A 19,599-nucleotide genomic window follows, 5' to 3' on the forward strand; every position below is an offset into this window, starting at 1 on the left:
TGATTAACCGCTCTTTACGCCATACAAGATAAAGCCGACACCGAGGAATATCCAGAACATTTTAATAAAAGAAATTTTATCAGCCAGCCCCAACAGACCGATCGATGTGGTGACTATAAGGATAATCGGCCCCACAAAAGCAAGTGAACTGTTTACAATGAGGGCTTTTTCAATATCATTCAATTTAATCATTAATAATGCCGCAAAAATTTCTATGCTGCCTGATAATAACCTTAAGACTGCCATTCCAAGGACTGCTTTTTCCAGTATTGTGAACATGCGCTCCTCCTGTACGATTCCATCTTCATGACCATTATATGCTCGAATCGGCCAGTCAAGGACAAGACCGCCCACTTTTTTTAAATGGGTCTCAAGTTCCCGCCATAAAGCATGGCAGTCCGCACTTTACTTTTCAGCCGATAATGATCATCTTTTTATTTATGTGTTTCGATTTTCTCATAACTAAAATGATATAATAGTCACGGACAACAGTTTTGGGAGGTAAAGCATTGAAGCAGTTATTAAGATTAATACCGCCAGTTCACGAGCTGCAAAAAAATCCCCGCTTCAAAAAGCTGATGGACGGTGCAGGAGTGGATTCCAGCCATTTAACGAATGTGGTAAAAGATGTCCTCAGCCAGGTAAGAACATCAATTTCAGCTGGGAGCTGGACAGGTCCAAAGCCGGGAAATGCTGCTTTCGAAGATGCCCTTTTCATAAAAATTGAATCTGCATTGAACATTCAGCTTAGCTACACTTTAAAGCGGGTTATAAATGCGACAGGAACCATTTTACATACGAATCTCGGACGCGCCCGGTTGAGTGACAGGGCCATTCGGCATGTCATTGAAACAGCACAAAACTATTCAAACCTCGAATACAGGCTGGAAGAAGGTGAGCGCGGATCACGGCACAGCCATGTTGAATCACTCCTGAAGCAGATAACCGGGGCAGAGTCAGCCATGGTAGTCAATAACAATGCTGCCGCCGTGTTCCTTATTTTAACTGCCCTTGCCAAAAATAAAGAAGTGGTCGTTTCCCGCGGCCAACTCGTTGAAATCGGAGGATCTTTCAGGATTTCCTCTATTATGGAAGAAAGTGGCGCCAAGCTTGTGGAGATTGGCACGACAAATAAAACCCATTTATCCGATTATGAAGATGCCATCAACGAAGAAACAGCGATGATCCTCAAGGTACATACAAGTAATTTCAAAGTAATCGGTTTTACTAAATCTGTAGAGACGGACGAATTGGCCCGATTAGCGGGCAAGCATGAACAAACCATTTTTTATGAAGACCTCGGAAGTGGTGTGCTGCATGATTTCCGCCGGCACGGCATAGGAGATGAGCCGGTTGTAAGCGAAGTGCTGAAGATGGGGGCGGACATTGTCTCGTTCAGCGGGGACAAGCTGCTCGGTGGGCCGCAGGCAGGAATCATCGCCGGTAAAAAAATATTGGTCGACAAGCTGAAAAAGCACCAGCTTGCCAGGGTAGTCCGGGTGGACAAGATGACACTTGCAGCCCTTGAAGGGACATTAATGGATTATTTCAAAGGCAGGCCAGGATTGGAGAATATCCCGACCGTCAGAGATTTGCTTGCGACTCCCAATGAGCTTAAAAACAGGACTGAAAACTTTGTCAAACGGCTTACCGGCCTGTCGGATTCCTATGATGCCAGAACGGAGTCCGGGACAAGCCAGGTTGGCGGCGGGACAATGCCTGATGTAGAACTTCCTGCTTTCATCGCGGTAGTTTCGCATCATTCAATAACAGCCGAGCAGTTGGCTGCAAGGCTGCGCACGGATTTTTCCCCGTCGATCGTTTGCAGGATCCAAAGGCATGAACTGCATTTTGATTTGCGGACGGTTTCACCAGAGGAAGAAGAATTGATTTTGTCCGCCCTTAAGATGAACGAGTGATACGTAATTATCACATTTTATAAGGGCATCGTCATTTTATGAACGAAACAGTGTTTAATTAATCACTATCATCATAAATTTGACACAATCGTAACAAATATAATAGGTACAAAGGACTGAATGAAGCTTAGAATTTTTCCTTTTTTTGTATTTTTTTGAAAAGGGGGTAACGTAATGATACGTGACTTATTTATATACATGCTGGCGTTTTTTTCATTACTTTTATTCCATGTCCTGTTTAACTATATCAAATCATTTGGCAGAACAACTCCCCATAGGGAGGAAGCCAGGCTTCCAGCATCTCCGATAATCGATTCTGGTCCCGTCAGTTCTCTAAACCTTGTTCAACAACGTGAAAAATATCAGTCCCTTTTCGAATATAATCGTTGTGCCGGCTTCATCCTTGACGCACAGGGCCATATCGTCGATCTAAATGATTCAGCAGAGAGACTGCTTGGATACAGTAAATTCGAAATAATCGGGTCGACGTTAGCACCATTTATCGCCCGGGACGAACTTGAAGAGGCAGCAATTCAATATAAAGAAATACTTAAAGGAAAATCGGTGAACTTCGAAACAACTTTAATTGGCATGGAGGGAAGCAAGAGAACGACTTGGGTGAATGCATGTCCCGTGGTCATCAATGGAGAGATTACAGGGTGCATTGGGCTGGCCAATGATATAACAGGTTCGCATGAACATAAAAAAGAGACGATGGACAATCTCGGAAGATACCGGAATCTGGTCGAACTGTCTCCGCAGATTGTTTTTGTCCATTCCAAAGACCAAATAGAATTCGTAAACCAGGCGGGCCTTCGTTACGCCGGAGCCGAAAGCATAGAGGAAATAGCAGGTAAAACTGTGTTTGATTTTTTACACGAGGACGACAAAGAAAAAGTCGCATACCATTTAATGATGCTTTTCCAAAATACACCCGTTAACAATTCAAAATCTGAATACCGTTTCATTAACAGAAAAGGGGTGGAGATGGTAGGGGAGATCAGGAGCACGTTGATCGAGTTTAACAATAAGCCTGCCATTTTGGGCGTGGTCCATGATATTACGAAAACTAAACAGGTAGAACAAAAATTGAAGGAAGCAAACAAAATTCTTCAAAATCTATCCCAGCTTGACGGGCTGTCAGGCATCCCGAACCGCCGTTCCTTTGATGAAACGCTCGAACGCGAATTCCGCCGGGCTGCACGGAACAATGAATGGCTGGGGCTGCTGTTAATAGACATCGACTATTTCAAATTGTACAACGACACCTACGGGCACCAGCAAGGCGACAACGCACTCATTATGGTCGCCAAAACAATAAACGAAAAATTGCTGCGCCCAGGGGATTATTCCGCAAGGTACGGGGGAGAGGAATTTGCCGTCATACTGCCGGAGACGAATTTGGCAGGAGCGTCAAGAGTAGCAGAAATTCTCCGAAGGGAAATTGAGTCCCTGCGGATTCCACATTCCGTGTCTGAAATTTCACCTTATTTGACGATCAGCATTGGTGTCGCAAGTTTCATTCCCGAGCAGGATTCTTTGCCGGGTGAACTAATTTCACTCGCCGACCGCTCGTTATACCATGCTAAGCACACAGGCAGGAACCGGGCTGGGCAGTTGGAGCATTGTAATTTGAGCTCGTAGGATGGATCAGGAGGCCGCGATCAGGTGGCCTCCTCTTATTGCTGCAGACTCACTACATATCGTGGCCGGAATTATGCTTTTGGCGGCTATGGTTCCTGTTCTTCACCTTGTGTGAGCCGCTGAGTGGTGCCGGTTGGCTGGGATTGTCACCTTTAGGTGCGTTTTTATGCATGTCCCTCTGGTTATTTTTGTTCATTTCACATTTCCCTCCTATTTATTATGTTTGTATGCAGCTGAAATTTTATACTGTATATATTCTTTCTGTTCGGCGCATTTTATAGGTACAGTTTTTTTCAAATATCCAGGAGGAATACAAATGCCTTACAACAAAGACAAACAGCAGGCTTTTCAGGCAGCCCAGCAGGGGTATGAGGAAGCACAGGGCCTTTATGTTGATATCGTCCGTGACAGCGCGAGCTACGGGCACCAGCTGAAACACTTGAAAAATGAAGTAAACGAGGCGTTCCAACAAATTGAAAACGCCCTTGAAGTAGCATCCGAACATCAGCGTGAACAGCTGGAAAGGTTCCAGAACGATTTGCGCCGGATTGTCGCCGAAGTAAACCATGCATAATATGAAATAAGTGAAGCGGAAGGGGCAACCCTCCGCTTCTATTTAATTCACTGATTTTTCTTCCGCTTTTTGTTGTTTTGCTTTGGGCTTCTGTGAGCGGCTCATTTGACAGCTCCTCGTTAAATCCCGCACCTTTTCCCTGGGAGCTCGCGGAGTTCATTCCCGGGATAACATGATTGGCCTTCCGTTTTGCCAATTTTCTCACCTCCGTGCTGCTACTTTTTCCATATAGGGAGCATGAATTCCCCTAAATAATTTTGCTGCCATAACAATCCCGTCGGAGACCGGGAAACTAAACGAAGTTCTGAATGACATAAAAACCTTTGTTTGGTACATCTGCACGTTATGAAAATATAAATCTATAAGATATACTTATCAAGGACAATAACTTTCTTGTTATTTACTTATCTAGAAGGTTATATTAAGATTAGAATTGTGAGAAAAGTTCGGATGGCAAAGAATTCAAACTTTTCGACAATTACTTATATTTAGTTTATGATGTTTACGAAAGAAGGGGGTAAACATATGTCAACGAATGATGTTTTTAACGCCCGCAGTTCGTTTGAAATTGACGGGAAACGCTATCATTTTTACCGTCTTTCCGCTTTGGAAGAAGCGGGTGCAGGGCAAGTTTCCAAGCTTCCTTACTCAGTAAAGGTACTGCTTGAATCTGTCCTCCGCCAATTGGACGGCCGTGTCATTACAAAAGAGCATGTTGAAAATCTCGCAAAATGGGGGACTTCCGGAGTAAAGGAAATTGATGTGCCATTCAAGCCTTCGCGGGTCATTCTCCAGGACTTCACTGGTGTTCCAGCCGTTGTTGATCTTGCCTCATTGCGCAAGGCGATGGCAGATTTGGGCGGAGATCCAGACAAAATCAATCCCGAAAAACCAGTCGACCTCGTAATCGACCACTCTGTCCAGGTTGATAAGTACGGAACGCCTGATTCACTTACTGTCAATATGGAACTGGAATTTGAAAGGAACGCTGAACGTTACCAGTTTTTAAGCTGGGCCCAAAAGGCATTCGACAACTACCGGGCAGTTCCTCCTGCAACTGGCATTGTGCACCAGGTTAACCTTGAGTATCTTGCAAGCGTTGTCCACGCCGTGGAAAATGCTGATGGTGAGTTCGAAACATTCCCTGATTCACTCGTAGGAACCGACTCCCATACGACGATGATCAACGGTATCGGTGTTCTCGGCTGGGGTGTCGGCGGTATTGAAGCTGAAGCAGGAATGCTGGGGCAGCCTTCATACTTCCCGGTCCCTGAAGTCATTGGTGTCAAGCTGACAGGCGATATGCCTAACGGATCGACTGCGACTGATTTAGCTTTGAAAGTAACCCAAGTCCTTCGCAGCAAAGGGGTTGTTGGTAAATTCGTCGAATTTTTCGGGCCGGGAGTAGTAACGCTGCCCCTTGCCGACCGGGCAACCGTTGCCAACATGGCGCCTGAGTATGGAGCAACTTGCGGATTCTTCCCGGTGGATGATGAAGCAATTGAATATTTACGCCTCACTGGACGTCCTGAGGAACATATTAAAGTTGTCGAAGCATATTGCAAAGAAAATGGATTGTTCTTTAATCCGGATTTGGATCCTGTTTACACGGATGTTGTTGAAATCAATCTTTCCGAGATTGAAGCCAATCTGTCCGGCCCTAAGCGGCCGCAGGATTTAATCCCGCTTTCACAAATGAAACAATCTTTTAACGATGCTTTAACTGCACCAATCGGAAATCAGGGGTTTGGCCTCGGTAAAAAAGAAATCAATAAAGAGGCGGTTGTCGAATTCGCAAACGGCGATAAGACAACAATGAAAACCGGCTCAATTGCAATCGCTGCAATTACGAGCTGCACGAACACCTCCAACCCGTATGTGCTGGTCGGTGCCGGATTAGTGGCTAAAAAGGCAGTGGAACTCGGCATGGAAGTTCCTAAATTCGTTAAAACTTCATTGGCACCAGGCTCCAAGGTTGTTACTGGTTACCTTCGCGATTCAGGTTTGCTTCCATATTTAGAAGCGATTGGATTCAACCTTGTTGGCTACGGCTGTACGACATGCATCGGGAACTCAGGACCGTTGCGGCCTGAGATCGAGAAATCAGTTGCTGAAAACGACTTGCTTGTGACTTCTGTCCTTTCAGGGAACCGAAACTTTGAAGGGCGGATTCACCCCCTTGTCAAGGCTAACTACCTTGCTTCTCCACCGCTTGTTGTAGCATACGCGCTTGCCGGAACAGTGGACATTGATCTTCAGAACGATTGTATCGGCAGAGACAGGAATGGCAATGAAGTATATTTCAAGGATATTTGGCCTTCTACTTCCGAGGTAAATGAAGTGGTTAACAAAGTCGTGACACCTGAACTGTTCCGCAGGGAATATGAGCATGTATTCAGCGACAACGAGCGTTGGAACGAGATCCAGACTAGCAACGAGCCTCTTTATACATGGGATGACGATTCAACTTACATTGCAAATCCGCCATTCTTCGAAGGCTTGACACCTGATCCGGGTCAAGTCGCGCCCTTGACCGGATTGCGGGTTGTCGGCAAGTTCGGTGATTCAGTAACAACCGACCATATTTCACCGGCAGGGGCCATCGGCAAAGATACACCTGCAGGAAAATATTTGCGCGAAAAAGGTGTGGAACCACGTGACTTCAACTCTTATGGTTCCCGCCGCGGCAACCATGAAGTAATGATGCGCGGCACATTTGCCAATATCCGTATCCGCAACCAGATCGCTCCTGGCACAGAGGGTGGCTTCACCACCTACTGGCCAACCAGCGAAGTCATGTCCATTTATGATGCCTGCATGAAGTATAAAGACCAGGGAACAGGTTTAATGGTTATTGCAGGTAAAGATTACGGCATGGGATCTTCCCGCGACTGGGCCGCGAAAGGAACTAACCTGCTTGGCATCAAGACCGTCATCGCCGAAAGCTTCGAGCGTATCCATCGTTCAAACCTTGTGCTGATGGGCGTGCTTCCGCTGCAATTCAAGCAAGGTGAGAGCGCAGAAACACTCGGCCTTACAGGAAAAGAAACATTTGATGTTCAAGTTGATGAAAGTGTACGCCCTCGCGACATCGTCACAGTTACTGCGACAGACGAATCCGGAAACAAGAGGACGTTCGAGGCGCTTGTCCGGTTTGACTCAGAGGTGGAAATAGATTACTACCGCCACGGCGGAATACTCCAAATGGTTCTCCGGGAAAAATTAAAAGCGTGAAAAAAAGCAAGCCCTATGCAGCTGCATAGGGGCTTGCTTTTTTTATCTTTATCCAACAAAAGAAAAATATTCCATTGGATCGCGCAGATTGAGCTTCTGTTGAAAAAGGCCTTAAAGGAAGCTGGAAGACTGAAGAGAGAAGAATAGGTCAAAATGGTCATTTCACAAATAATATCGAAAAAAATTGCCGGCCGCTCTGGAGACCAGCTTTTTTTGTTTACTTCCCTGGGATTCTTCGGATCTTTCTTTTGTGGTGATTTGAAGCTGGTCAGGCAAATTCTCCCGCTATATACGGTGTGTTATGTACACTGTTTGCTGTTTTGTCACATTTCGGCCCGGTTTTAATATCTTATCAACTTTATTTTATCTCATTATTTAGGTTAAAATACTGCTAAGGTCGATTACATAACAGAAGGGGGAACACCATCATCAAAAAAATTGTACCTGTTGCCGTCCTCGTTGTCTTGTTGACTATAGTCATTGTGCAGGCAATGGGAAAGGACGACACGCTGGTAGCCTCAAGTAATGCCAAATTAGTTGAAATCGGCGCATCAGCTCCGAATTTCACCCTGTCCGACCTATCTGGCAAGGCAGTGGATCTGTCTGATTATAAAGGCAGGAAGGTTATGCTGAACTTCTGGGCGACCTGGTGTGGACCATGTAAAGCTGAAATGCCGGCCATGCAAGAGCTATATACAAAAATGAACGGAGAAATCGAAATTCTTGCCGTTAATATGGACCCTAAAAATGACGTTGCGGGATATGTAGCTGAACATGGGTTAACTTTCCCCGTTTTGCTTGACGAATCTGAACAAGTGAGTAAGGCATATTCAATTTTTTCGATTCCGACCAGTTTTTTTATCGATGAACAAGGAATAATCCGCCAAAAGCACAATGGCTCGATGACATTGGAACAAATGGAAGAATACGTTCATAAGCTGAAGTAATGGCATCAGGCTAAGCCCTGGTGTCTTTTTTAATTAATTATTGTGCTGGGTGTCCGTTGCTGAAAGTCCATATTGTTAAAATTTTACTCGTGAAATCCATTTTACATCGGGGTAAAGACATTTAGGTTATAATTTTCAAAAAGTTGTAATAATTGAAACCGTTTCCGGACATAATAACTGTTACAATGATATTAAAGGAAGGTGAGCCCTAATGAGAAAGCCGCGAAAACGTTCTTTTGAAGAACTTGTTTTGGAAAATAAACGCCAGATTTTAAACGATCGTGCCGCTATGGAAAAGCTTGAAGCCCGACTTGAACAAAAACGGCTTGGCAAAGCTGAATAATTTCAGTCTTTTCCATTAATGTTTCCTCCATGGCCAGGAAAAACTATGGTCAAAGGGGGAGTTTATATGGGAAATCCAAAGCGAGACAGCAAGCATTTTGTTCCAAGCCACCTCGGAACACAACCTAGAGGGTTCGGCGGAAACAAAGGAAAAAAAATGCAGGACACATCAGGTGAACACGCACAGGTGATCCAGACTAAAGGTGAATGAAATAATTGCGCAAACCCGCCCAATATGTGGCGGGTTTTTAGCTTTACTTCGGTGAAAATTTCTTTCCATGTGTTCCACAGTCATATTTTTTTGCAGCAGAAGCAAACTAACTCTGTATTTTTACAAAAGGAGGCATCAAAATGGCAGGCGGTAAGAACTTGACTCCGAAGCCGGATGACAGAAGTGACAATGTTGAAAAACTGCAATCGATGATTGTGCATACCATAGAAAATATGGAAGAAGCGGAGGAATCTTTGCAGTTTTCCTCACCAGAGGAGCGCGCACAGATTGAAGCCAAAAATGAAAGGCGCCAGGAAAGCCTGGAATCCCTGCGACAAGAAGTAAGAGATGAGTTTAATGCCCGGCACAACCAGCCTTAATCGATATTAATGACATGATTCCCGCCGCTTGAGGCGGGTTTTTTCAATTCAGGGCATTAGTTATGGTAAGATAACTGTTATGGGATCAGGATAAATAATATTTAAAGAAGTGATAAGAAATGGAACTTTTTCAACTGAATAAAGAAGATGTGGTGAAGCAGATCCTGAAATGGGAGCAAGAATTGGACAGCCATGGAGTTATTGCTGATGAAGGACTGCTATTTTCATATATAAAATCCCTTCCAGAATCCGTCTACCCGAGGGAACTGTCCCAATTGCTTTCTCTTGCGGCACTCTCCCTTTCTGCAAAAAGCATGAAAAAAGAGAATGTCGTTGGCTGGATGGAAAAGGCACTGGTATTGGACCCTGAAAACAAGCGTGCGAATAGCTTTCTAGCGCAAAATGAATGGAAAAGCAAAGCGGCACTTTTCGAAACCCTCGCTTTCCCGCCTATCAGGGAAACGGACAATAGGGCGGCGAAACGGAAAACGGCAGAACAATATATTGATATCTGCCGGCAATTCTTAAACAGCGCCGAGGATCATCTGGATCAATTGGAACAGCATAAGGCCGGCTCGGACAACGATACAACAGACAAGTACGATTCCCTGATTGGATTGCTTAAGGACGGAATCGAACAAACTGCATCCCTTTTGAAAGCGGCAAAGGAATACGAACAGTCCATATCCGGTGTATTCCATACTTCGGTCCATTTTGAAGAGATGAAGCTTCACCTGCTAAGGCTTGAGGAAATCAAGTCATCGTGGTCTAGCGAATTCAATGCAGAGGAGAATGCAGACACGACAGAGACAGACCCGCCTGAAGACTTAAAAAAAATGGTCGGGCTTGACCAGGTGAAGGACAGGGTCAACGCTTTTTACCGCTTTCTGCTTTACCAGAAAAAAAGAAAGTCGCTTGGGTTTCAAACAAAGGATGAGCTTAGCCTTAATATGATTCTGACCGGAAATCCGGGAACCGGAAAAACTTCGCTCGCCAGATTGTTCGCAAAAATTTATCATCAACTCGGAGTGCTTCCAAGCAAGGAGGTAATCGAAACTGACCGGTCACAGCTTGTCGGGGCGTACGTTGGCCAAACGGAGGAAAATGTCCGGAAGGCCGTCGAAAGAGCCCTTGGCGGGGTTCTGTTCATTGATGAAGCCTACAGCCTAAAAAGGGAAGGCCAGTCAGGCAATGATTACGGCCAGACCGCAATTGACACATTGGTTTCACTGATGACCGGGAGTGAATACGGTGGAAAATTTGCAGTCATTCTGGCAGGGTATCCGGAGGAAATGCGCCAGTTCCTTGATGCGAATCAAGGCCTCCGAAGCCGGTTTCCGAACTCGAACCAGTTTGAGCTTCCTGATTATACAAATGGGCAGCTTCTATCAATAGCAGAGCAGGCTGCGCTTGACAATGATTATGTGCTTAGTGGGGACGCCAAGCTGGAGCTTGAGAAACGAATTGAAAAAGAGCGCGTCGATGACACGTTTGGCAACGCACGGACCGTAATCAATCTCGTGCGCGAAGCAATTTTTAACAAGGGGGCAAAGGGAACAGAGGGAGAAAATTTCACCGCCTATACGCTCCTTGAAAAAGAAGATTTTGCCTCTGAGGAATCACGTCCTTTTGACTATACCGGGCAGCTCGGCCGTCTGGTCGGTCTTGAAAATGTGAAGGAGGAAGTCACTTCACTTGCCTCTTTTGCCAGGATGCAGCAGCTTAGAAGGGAGAAGGGGTTTCCAGCTGTCCCAATCCAATTGCATGCTGTTTTTACCGGAAATCCCGGAACAGGGAAAACAACCGTAGCGCAAATATATTCAGGTCTTCTTAAGGAATGCGGCATGCTCAAACGGGGCCATTTAATCGTCGGAAGCCGGTCGGATTTTGTCGCCGCCTATGTTGGGCAAACAGCGATTAAAACGAAGAAAAAAATTCGCGAGGCCCTCGGCGGAGTGCTGTTTATAGATGAAGCCTATTCGCTGCTTGGACACAGTTCAGGTGATTTTGGCAAGGAGGTCATTGATACCCTAGTTGATGAAATGACAAAGCATAACGAAAACCTTGTCGTCATCCTTGCGGGTTATCCGAAAGAAATGGAGAACCTTCTCGAAAGCAATCCCGGCCTGCGGTCACGTTTTAAAAAGTTTTTCCATTATCTGGATTACTCTCCAGAAGAACTGCTGCTAATCATGGAAAATTACGCTGCCGGTTACCAATATCAAATCACTCCAGAGGCAAAGGATTACCTGACCACTATGTTGCAAGTAACCGACACAAGCGGCAATGGGCGATTTGCAACCAATGTGATTGACGAGGCCATACAGGCACAGGCATTCCGGCTAATGTCCGAGGCTGCGGCACCCAGTCTGACTGATGATGCGGTTTTCCTGGAAAAAGCAGATTTTCAGTCTGCGTTCAATAAAGTGAAAAAAGGGGAATAATGATGCACATTTCAACTAAAGAAATTGAAGTCCGCTATGCCGAAACAGACCAGATGGGCGTTGTCTATCATGCAAATTATTTAATCTGGATGGAGCTTGGGCGCACAAAACTGATTGAAGACCTTGGCTTTAACTATGCCCGGATGGAGGAGGAAGGGGTCATTTCACCGGTGATCGATATTCAAGCTTCATATAAAAAACCCGTAAGATATGGTGAAAAAACGACGATAAAAACGTGGATTGCCGAGTACGATGGCATGCGTGTGTGTTATGGATATGAGATATATAATGAAGCGGGAGAATTGTCACTCACTGGGATGTCGAAGCATGTTTGCGTGAAAAAGGAGAGCTTCCGGCCGATTTCCATCAAGAGGTGCTTCCCAGACTGGCATGAAGCATATAACCGTGCGAAACGACAGCCAGAAGATGGCCGGGGGTAACTGGACATGGCCTTCGGGATCTCAAGGGATCAACTGAATGACTGGAAGAAGAAAATGGAAAAGGGTGAGATTGCTTTTCTGACGCATTACTGGCTGGACGACCGTTTCCCAGGCTGCAAAACTGTTACGAAGGCAGGCTGCAACGACCTGTCAAAGCTGATTGAATGGGGAAAACATTATGGCCTCAAGCCTGAATGGATCCATCAGAGGAAAAACGGCTATCCACATTTTGACCTGCTGGGTGAGAGGCAGAAGGAAATCTTAAGAAGTGAAGGACTGGACGACCATATTTGGTAAAAACAAAAAAGCAGGCGCGGCGGCGACTGCTTTTTCTATAGCGATACTTAATGGTTTGCATAATTGAAAACGGGTTCGTTTGCAGCCTTATTAAAACCTACCTCTAGGTCATGATTGTCAAAATACCACATGTCTTTTTCCTCAATATAGTAGGTTATGCCGTTTTTCTCGGACTTCGCACCTATATCGGCAGGCTCTTCATTCGAGACACCGAGTGAAAATCCCTGCTGAACGGTGCTGCAGCCACCGTAGCGGGCAAAAAAACGGACATAGCTGCCTTTTTCCAGGTCCATTTCATTTTCATACCAGGCCGCTGCCTCATCACTTACTACAATTTTCATGATAGGACTCCCTCCAAGTTGCGATAATTTAATTATAGAAGATATATATAAGGTATGTCGAACTTTCTGCTGCAAAAGCCCTTTGTTAAGTTTTCATAAAAGGGCCATTTTCATGCGCTATAACCTGTTTCCTGTTGACGGAAAAAACTCTTCGGCAAATGTGGAGAGTCTTTACTTATCTATTCAACTGGCTGGTCATGTGCAGCATGATTTCCCCGTACTTTGCTTCTGCGTTGGGCATTCCGAACATGCCGGCATCCTGGAGGGGGACAACCTGATAATTTCTTTGTCTGTGGCTGGCTACATACGTTGGCATAAATTGTGGGTTGGAAAGCGTTATTCTGTTGCCATTTGGTCCAATATGCTTCGTGATCTCAACTGAAGCCATCCCTCCTATATCTTTATAATCCCTGACTTGCCCTGATAAAAAGTTTCCTAATGAAAAGACAACCAGGGCCTGTCTGCCGTCAACTGTTTCCATCCATTCAATAGGCTGCAGCACATGGGGATGATGGCCAAAAATGACGTCTACTCCCTGGTCGACAAGGAAATGGGCGAGCTCCCGCTGATAGTCATTCGGCTGGCGCTGATATTCGTTGCCCCAGTGAATGCTCATCACTATGACATCCGCCTCTTGTCTGGCACGGGTGATTTCCTCCTGCATGATGCCTTTGTCAATGAGGTTGACGAGAAAATCCTTGCCCTCCGGGACAGGAATCCCGTTTGTCCCGTACGTATAAGACAGGAAAGCAATTCTGACACCATTTTTATTCAGGATCCTTAAGGTTTTTCTGTCATCTTCATTTTTAAAAGCACCCACATACGGCAGGCCTGTGCTGTCCAGATACCGTATAGCGCTTTGTATTCCTCGTTCAGACTTATCGAGCGTATGGTTGTTGGCGGTCGAAACGATGTCGACTCCCGCGTCGATAAGTGCGTCACCTACCTCGCGGGGGCTGTTAAATGTCGGATAGCCCGATAGCCCGAGCTCTACGCCCCCAAGGACTGTTTCCTGGTTGGCCAGAAGCAGGTCAGGCTTAAGGAGCTCTTCTTTTACGTGTGCGAGCATCGGCTTAAAATCATAACCATTATTTGTTTGGGCATCCATGTAAACTGTATCGTGGATCAGGATATCACCGATTGCCGCAATCGCCACTTTTTCCTCTGCATGCTTTCCACTTACCGACAGGCTGCGCCCTTGATGGAAGACGGGGTTTCTCGCTTTGGCATCAACTTGTACTGCCGATTCTCTGTACATGCTATAAACAAGGGCTGCCGCCGACAAAATTAAAACAAAACTGATAACGGTCAGAATTATGGTCTTGTTGGTATTCATTGCTTTCTCCTTTGGACGGGACTCTTTCCAAGCCCCTAAGGATAATATATTATATTTTTGGTGCAAAATGGATGAATTGTGATAAATTTTTCTTAATTCTGTCGCAAAATCTATTATTTTGTATTTGTGTCGGCATGATGTATATTGGGTATAACATTAGTGAAGGCAATCAGCGAGGTGAGTTTATGTTTAAATTAACCGGGAGCGCCTATAATATTCTTGAACAGGCGCTCAAAAAAGAAAAGCAGAACGAGGAAGAACAACTGTATGTCCGGGTTGCAATGGGCATCGGCTGAGGAGGCCCTCAGCTTAAGCTGTCTCTGGAAGAGCAGCCGTTGCCTGAAGACCGTACTTTTGAAATTGAGGACATATCGATCCTGATAAACGAAAAGGACAAGGTTTATTTCGAGAATACAAAGCTGGACTATGTAAAAGATGTTTTCGGGTCCGGGCGGTTTCAGCTGTTGAAGGTGTGAAACCGGACCAGAAACATTTCAGATTCTGGCGGCATACAATAAAAACAGCGGTTACCTAAAGTATCCGCTGTTTTTTCGGCAAAATCTGATGACAATAAGTTAAAAAACAAGTTAATACTGGATCTTTTTTCTATTCCGACAGGTTTTTTTCTGTTTCTTCAAGGAAATCCAGAAGCTCATCCACCGATTTTGTAACCTTGAGGGGACGCTCGTTGGGGGCTGGATCTGTTTGATACGGGAAAAATTCTATAAGAAATTCATCCTCCGATACTGTGGTTGAGAAAAGATAGTTCTCGGTTTTTGATTTTATTTTTTCCATGCAAACTACCTTCTTTCCCGATTATTTCTTAATAATTATTTTACCAATTCTTATCAAATTTTGAGCTGGGTTTTATGACAATCTGTTGAATTCAATTGATAAAGGCCTCCAAATAGATGGAGGCCTTTTTGTTATAACCATTTGATCTTTGGTTCGGTTTTATCGCGAATCCTTTTCAGGTTTGCCCTGTGCCGATAGATAACAAAGATGGCCAGTACGGATACCACTGAAATCAGGGCCAAATCCCTGGTGAACAGGGAATAGATAAATGTTGCAACCGCGGTAAGAATCGAAGATAGCGAAACATATTTTGTTGTATATAAACCAATGAAAAAGAATGTCAGCATGAATATGAATAACAGCGGTTCATATGCAAGCAGTATGCCGCCCGAGGTGGCAACAGCCTTACCTCCGCGGAAGCCGGCAAACACCGGGTACATATGGCCAATCACCGCAAATATGCCGGCAAGCAGCCTGTGCATGTCCGCATCGAGCAGCAGTGGGAGGCAAGCAGCAAGAGTGCCTTTTAGAATATCTGCAAGTGTCACCGCAATTCCCGCTTTAACCCCAAGTGTCCTGAACGTATTGGTTCCCCCGAGATTGCCGCTTCCATGTTCACGAATATCTTTTCCATAAAATAATTTGCCCACTATCAATCCCGAAGGAATCGATCCGAGCAAATAAGCCAACAGTACAACCAGTCCTTCATCCAGCATAATGATTTCCCCTTCATCCAACTATTAATGCCTCATCCATGGAAAGCATGCCCCACTAATCCTCGTCTCATTATGTATATCAACCAACATGTCCAATATGGTGTATCGACTTGCTGTTAACGAGCATGCATTTTTCATTTTATTTTACCATGAAATCATAAATTCTCCATGATGAATTATAGCATATACCCTGTTAATAATAGCAAATTCCCACGGTAATACAGGTTTGCTAAAATGTCGGCCGGCGTTCATGTTTTATTTTACCCAGACGGGGAATGGGGTGAATGCACGGCCAAAATATTTACAGGAGGACAGATTCAGGATGGAACACAATATGAATTCCTTGGATGGTAATGCCGCCGAAAAGTTAAACCATAAGCTCGAAAACATTAGCGCAGGGCAGAAGGAAGAGATTCTGGCAAACTTTGAAAAATTTAAAGAATATCTTGGCTCTAAAGTTTCGATGGGAAAATCAATGGGATTAAGCGAAGAACAGCTTGCAAACGCTGCCCAAAAAGTGGGGGACTATCTGGCAGCAAAAGTAGAGCCTCAGAACCGGGAGGAAAAGCTGTTGCAAGAGCTGTGGAAAGCGGGGTCCGAGGAAGAAAGGCACATGCTGTCACATATGCTGATCAAGCTTATCGACTAAATGCCGGAAACGAGGGCAAAGCATCGTTACGCTTTGCCCTTGGCCATTAAATGGTGATGCTGATTTGCCCATCCTCGCTGATTTCAATAGTTGAGTAGCTATGAAAAGGGGTCGCGCTGATAATTTCCTCATTATTGGCAAGACTGTCCATATATTGTTCATACACTTCAAAATCCTTAACGAAATGATAAAAGTAAACCCGTGTACCTTCGATAATATCGCTCGTCCGCAATAAAAACCTGTCCTTATATTGATTCGTGAACCAGTCGAGCGCTTCTTCATGGCTCGTAAAATCGGGCATGCCTTCAATGATTTCATCGATTTTCCATTCCATTCTGAATTCTCCTTTCTGCTATCCTTTAGTTTCTCCCAATTCCTGAAGCCAATCCGTATATTTTCTTCTGCCTTGATCTGTCGAACCTAAAGCTTGAAAGGCACGGCAATTTCCCTGCCTGGTTTATGAGTTGCTTTGAACGTCTATTAATATAGTAAAAGCTGCGAAAGGGAGGAAGTTGTTTGCTAGCCATTAACAGGGTTGTAAAGAAAAAAAGAGTAATGGTTCCGTTGTTCCTCATTTTATTGGTCAGTTCCAACATAATGGTTCATGCACTCAAAGAGCTTCCTCCCGGTCTGTCGTACGAAGGAACAGTCCATACCACCGATCATGTCCGTTTCCTCTCCGACCTGACTTATATGGATGATAATGGCAAGCTAAAAATGGAGCATGAAATTTTTGAAAGGATCAATTCTGCCATAACGGAAGCAGATAAATTCATCGTACTTGATATGTTCCTGTTTAATGCTTACTACAAGCAAGACGGAGACTACCCTAAAATAACTGATACCATTGCCAACGCATTGATTACGCAAAAACAAAAACACAAGAATTTGGATGTCTGGATCATTACGGACGAAATCAATATCACATATGGTTCCCACAAGACCAGCCATCTTGAACGATTTGAAAAAGAAGGTTTCAATGTAGTTTATACAAACCTGGAACCTTTGCGGGATTCCAATCCGATTTACTCTGGATTTTGGAGAATCTTTTTTCAATGGTTTGGGCAGTCTGGCAAAGGGTGGCTTCCCAATCCGCTTGCTGAAAATGCCCCGGATGTCACTGTAAGGGCTTGTTTGGAGCTGCTCAATTTAAAAGCAAACCACCGGAAGGTATTTATTTCTGATAAAACGGCAATTGTATCCTCGGCGAATCCACATGACGAAAGCGGGTTCAATTCCAATATCGCCTTTGAGATGGGGGGTACTGTGATTGGCGATCTTTTAACGTCAGAGCAGGCTGCGCTGGACTTATCAGAAAGCGGGAGGCTGCCGGCATTAAAAGGGGTTCCAAAGACTGGAGAACTGAACGTACAGGTACTTACAGAAGGGAAGATCCAGAAGCATATTTTGAGAGAAATCGACAAATCTGCTGAAGGAGATACCATATGGGTTGGGATGTTTTACCTCGCAGACCGTGACGTGATTGAGGCAATGGATGCAGCAGGACAGAGAGGCGCTACTGTCAATATCATTCTTGACCCGAATACTAATGCGTTCGGCACGCAAAAAGCAGGGCTGCCGAATATACCTGTTGCTGCTGAATTAATCGAACGGGGAAATGATAACCTTCACATCCGCTGGTATAACACAGGCAAGGAACAATACCATTCCAAGCTCATTTATTTTCAAAGAGATAACGAGGACGTAGTAATTGGCGGATCAGCGAACTTCACAAGACGGAATCTGGACGATTACAATCTTGAGACCGATGTAAAAATATGGGGCCCTTCAACTGCACCTGTCATGCAGGATGTAGGTCAGTATTTTACCCGGCTATGGAACAATAAGGGCGGCAAATTCACTGTACACTACAAGGAAAATCAAAACACACTGACACCGATAAAATATATTGGTTATTGGCTGCAAAATATTTTCCAGTTTACAACCTTTTGACAGGCCAGTAGGCCAGGCGTTGTTTATCCTTTACTGTATTTTAATATGCAAACAACATAGGCTATTTGCTAAAATGAAAAGAAACGTAAAAAATAGGGGGCTCTTCATTGGCTGATAAATATAATCGCCGTTCACTGCTGGCCCAGATATTCCTTGTTTCATTGAAGCTCGGCTTGACTTCATTTGGAGGCCCTGTTGCCCACCTTGGCTATTTTCACAATGAGTATGTGCAGAAAAGAAAATGGGTCGATGAACGGACATACAGTGATTTAGTAGCTTTATGCCAGTTCCTGCCCGGACCTGCAAGCAGCCAGGTTGGAATGGGGATCGGGATTATGCGAGGAGGGATTATCGGGGGTCTCATATCTTTTGCCGGATTCACCCTGCCCTCGGCCGTTGCGTTGACTGTGTTTGCTTTATTTATAAACGAATTTCATTTTGCAGGCAGCGGCTGGCTTCATGGATTGAAAATTGTTGCGGTAGTGGTGGTGCTGCAGGCCGTCCTTGGGATGGGTAAAAATCTTGCGTCAGAAAGAGCAACTGCATCCATCGCAGTCGCCTCAGCATCAGCTGTACTGTTATGGCAAACGAATTTGACACAAATCCTGGTAATTATTATCGCTGGCATTGCTGGCTTGATGTTTTTAAAAAGAAATGCTGGCCCAGTGCCAGTCAAAATAGCAGTTCCAATAAAACAGAAATCAGGTTTGCTTGCACTTGGTTTGTTTTTAGCCATTTTTTTAATACTTCCTTTTGCCGGAAAGACAGGCAACATGATAGAAATAACCCTTTTTGACAGCTTTTACAGGAGCGGGGCACTTGTGTTTGGGGGCGGGCATGTTGTCCTGCCATTGCTGGAGCGGGAGCTTGTTCCCGAGGGCCTGATCAGTGAAGAGGCTTTCCTTGCGGGATACGGGGCTGCCCAGGCTGTACCAGGGCCGCTGTTCACTTTTGCTTCATATCTCGGGATGGTTATTGGAGGGTGGAAGGGGGCCATAATTGCTACGGCCGGGATATTCCTGCCCGGCTTCCTGTTGATCATGGCAGCCCTTCCTTTTTGGGGGATGTTAAGGCAGAAGGGCTCTGTACAACGGGCTCTGGCCGGAGTCAATGCTTCAGTTGTTGGAATACTGCTGGCCGCCCTATATGACCCGATTTTTACCAGCACCGTCCGCAGCCCGGCCGACTTTGCATTTGGTGCAGTCTTGTTCGGGCTCATTCATTTTTGGAAACTCCCGCCATGGCTGATCGCGCTGCTTGGAGCAAGCGGGGGATTACTGCTTTTTTAGGATGCCTTCATCGACTGATCAAATCTACTTTTTCTGCAACTTTGACAGATAAAACATCGTCATAAATATTAAAAAGTTTTCCTTCTCT

General features: G+C 45.0%; 22 protein-coding genes and 1 pseudogene. 15 read left to right on the forward strand and 8 right to left on the reverse strand.

Translation table 11 applies throughout. The annotated features are described in order from the left end of the window. Positions 1-3 precede the first annotated feature (3 nt). The gene (locus CVD19_RS14775) at positions 4-279 is read right to left on the reverse strand and encodes a YqhV family protein (RefSeq protein WP_101582614.1); all 276 of its coding nucleotides are present in this window, start codon (positions 277-279) and stop codon (positions 4-6) included. A 230-nt stretch (positions 280-509) separates the two neighbouring features. Between CVD19_RS14775 and selA the strand changes: the two genes are divergently transcribed. Further along, positions 510-1,919 carry an L-seryl-tRNA(Sec) selenium transferase gene (gene selA, locus CVD19_RS14780; RefSeq protein WP_101582617.1) on the forward strand — a complete coding sequence of 470 codons (1,410 nt, stop codon included), beginning with the start codon at positions 510-512 and terminating at the stop codon, positions 1,917-1,919. Positions 1,920-2,093: 174 nt separating this feature from the next. Further along, complete coding sequence (locus CVD19_RS14785) at positions 2,094-3,563, forward strand: sensor domain-containing diguanylate cyclase (protein WP_101582619.1); 1,470 nt, start codon at positions 2,094-2,096, stop codon at positions 3,561-3,563. Between the two features lie 52 nt (positions 3,564-3,615). Here CVD19_RS14785 and CVD19_RS14790 read toward each other — a convergent pair whose 3' ends face one another. Beyond that, entirely contained in the window at positions 3,616-3,759 is a 144-nt protein-coding gene (locus CVD19_RS14790; protein ID WP_101582621.1) for a small acid-soluble spore protein P, read from the reverse strand. Positions 3,760-3,879: 120 nt separating this feature from the next. On the opposite strand from CVD19_RS14790, the gene CVD19_RS14795 reads away from it, so the two are divergent. Next, positions 3,880-4,137: a hypothetical protein gene (locus CVD19_RS14795; RefSeq protein WP_101582623.1), complete on the forward strand. Its 258-nt coding sequence runs from the start codon at positions 3,880-3,882 to the stop codon at positions 4,135-4,137. Between the two features lie 47 nt (positions 4,138-4,184). Here CVD19_RS14795 and sspO read toward each other — a convergent pair. Next, a pseudogene (gene sspO / locus CVD19_RS14800) lies at positions 4,185-4,333 on the reverse strand (small acid-soluble spore protein O). A 329-nt stretch (positions 4,334-4,662) separates the two neighbouring features. On the opposite strand from sspO, the gene acnA reads away from it, so the two are divergent. The 8 genes from acnA to CVD19_RS14840 all read left to right on the forward strand — a co-directional run bounded on the left by acnA (position 4,663) and on the right by CVD19_RS14840 (position 12,432). Next, positions 4,663-7,371 (forward strand): aconitate hydratase AcnA, encoded by a 2,709-nt coding sequence (gene acnA / locus CVD19_RS14805; protein WP_101582626.1) that lies wholly within the window; start codon positions 4,663-4,665, stop codon positions 7,369-7,371. Positions 7,372-7,838: 467 nt separating this feature from the next. Further along, positions 7,839-8,318 (forward strand): redoxin domain-containing protein, encoded by a 480-nt coding sequence (locus CVD19_RS14810; protein ID WP_257985150.1) that lies wholly within the window; start codon positions 7,839-7,841, stop codon positions 8,316-8,318. A gap of 211 nt (positions 8,319-8,529) precedes the next feature. Then, positions 8,530-8,661, forward strand: coding sequence for an FbpB family small basic protein (locus CVD19_RS14815; protein WP_101582630.1), 132 nt, complete (start codon positions 8,530-8,532; stop codon positions 8,659-8,661). A gap of 66 nt (positions 8,662-8,727) precedes the next feature. Next, complete coding sequence (locus CVD19_RS14820; protein ID WP_101582633.1) at positions 8,728-8,871, forward strand: acid-soluble spore protein N; 144 nt, start codon at positions 8,728-8,730, stop codon at positions 8,869-8,871. Between the two features lie 140 nt (positions 8,872-9,011). Next, a complete protein-coding gene (gene tlp / locus CVD19_RS14825; RefSeq protein WP_101582636.1) occupies positions 9,012-9,251 on the forward strand; it encodes a small acid-soluble spore protein Tlp in 240 nt (79 codons plus the stop codon). A gap of 119 nt (positions 9,252-9,370) precedes the next feature. Then, a complete protein-coding gene (locus CVD19_RS14830) occupies positions 9,371-11,695 on the forward strand; it encodes an AAA family ATPase (protein WP_101582638.1) in 2,325 nt (774 codons plus the stop codon). A gap of 2 nt (positions 11,696-11,697) precedes the next feature. Next, positions 11,698-12,135, forward strand: a complete 438-nt coding sequence (locus tag CVD19_RS14835) for an acyl-CoA thioesterase (RefSeq protein WP_101582642.1) — start codon at positions 11,698-11,700, stop codon at positions 12,133-12,135. A gap of 6 nt (positions 12,136-12,141) precedes the next feature. Then, positions 12,142-12,432, forward strand: a complete 291-nt coding sequence (locus CVD19_RS14840) for a hypothetical protein (protein ID WP_101582644.1) — start codon at positions 12,142-12,144, stop codon at positions 12,430-12,432. A gap of 47 nt (positions 12,433-12,479) precedes the next feature. Here CVD19_RS14840 and CVD19_RS14845 read toward each other — a convergent pair whose 3' ends face one another. Both CVD19_RS14845 and CVD19_RS14850 read right to left on the reverse strand, forming a co-directional pair. Next, positions 12,480-12,773 carry a HesB/YadR/YfhF family protein gene (locus CVD19_RS14845; protein WP_101582647.1) on the reverse strand — a complete coding sequence of 98 codons (294 nt, stop codon included), beginning with the start codon at positions 12,771-12,773 and terminating at the stop codon, positions 12,480-12,482. A 175-nt stretch (positions 12,774-12,948) separates the two neighbouring features. Beyond that, positions 12,949-14,109, reverse strand: coding sequence for a CapA family protein (locus CVD19_RS14850; RefSeq protein ID WP_101582649.1), 1,161 nt, complete (start codon positions 14,107-14,109; stop codon positions 12,949-12,951). Between the two features lie 335 nt (positions 14,110-14,444). Here CVD19_RS14850 and CVD19_RS24805 point away from each other — a divergent pair, with 335 nt between their 5' ends. Then, complete coding sequence (locus tag CVD19_RS24805) at positions 14,445-14,585, forward strand: hypothetical protein (RefSeq protein WP_180953637.1); 141 nt, start codon at positions 14,445-14,447, stop codon at positions 14,583-14,585. A 130-nt stretch (positions 14,586-14,715) separates the two neighbouring features. On the opposite strand, the gene CVD19_RS14855 is transcribed toward CVD19_RS24805, so the two are convergent. Both CVD19_RS14855 and plsY read right to left on the reverse strand, forming a co-directional pair. Then, positions 14,716-14,904, reverse strand: coding sequence for a hypothetical protein (locus CVD19_RS14855; RefSeq protein ID WP_101582652.1), 189 nt, complete (start codon positions 14,902-14,904; stop codon positions 14,716-14,718). A gap of 131 nt (positions 14,905-15,035) precedes the next feature. Continuing rightward, positions 15,036-15,620, reverse strand: a complete 585-nt coding sequence (gene plsY / locus CVD19_RS14860) for a glycerol-3-phosphate 1-O-acyltransferase PlsY (RefSeq protein WP_374702894.1) — start codon at positions 15,618-15,620, stop codon at positions 15,036-15,038. A 322-nt stretch (positions 15,621-15,942) separates the two neighbouring features. On the opposite strand from plsY, the gene CVD19_RS14865 reads away from it, so the two are divergent. Further along, positions 15,943-16,269: a DUF3243 domain-containing protein gene (locus CVD19_RS14865; RefSeq protein WP_101582656.1), complete on the forward strand. Its 327-nt coding sequence runs from the start codon at positions 15,943-15,945 to the stop codon at positions 16,267-16,269. 46 nt (positions 16,270-16,315) lie between these two features. On the opposite strand, the gene CVD19_RS14870 is transcribed toward CVD19_RS14865, so the two are convergent. Continuing rightward, positions 16,316-16,603 (reverse strand): hypothetical protein, encoded by a 288-nt coding sequence (locus CVD19_RS14870; RefSeq protein ID WP_101582660.1) that lies wholly within the window; start codon positions 16,601-16,603, stop codon positions 16,316-16,318. Positions 16,604-16,785: 182 nt separating this feature from the next. Here CVD19_RS14870 and CVD19_RS14875 point away from each other — a divergent pair, with 182 nt between their 5' ends. Together CVD19_RS14875 and chrA are read left to right on the forward strand one after the other, a co-directional pair. Further along, positions 16,786-18,222 carry a phospholipase D family protein gene (locus CVD19_RS14875; RefSeq protein ID WP_257985151.1) on the forward strand — a complete coding sequence of 479 codons (1,437 nt, stop codon included), beginning with the start codon at positions 16,786-16,788 and terminating at the stop codon, positions 18,220-18,222. A gap of 107 nt (positions 18,223-18,329) precedes the next feature. Then, positions 18,330-19,511 carry a chromate efflux transporter gene (gene chrA, locus CVD19_RS14880; protein WP_101582664.1) on the forward strand — a complete coding sequence of 394 codons (1,182 nt, stop codon included), beginning with the start codon at positions 18,330-18,332 and terminating at the stop codon, positions 19,509-19,511. Positions 19,512-19,599: the final 88 nt, after the last annotated feature.

The organism is Bacillus sp. T33-2 (assembly GCF_002860205.1).
Classification (GTDB): Bacteria; Bacillota; Bacilli; order Bacillales; family Cytobacillaceae; genus T33-2.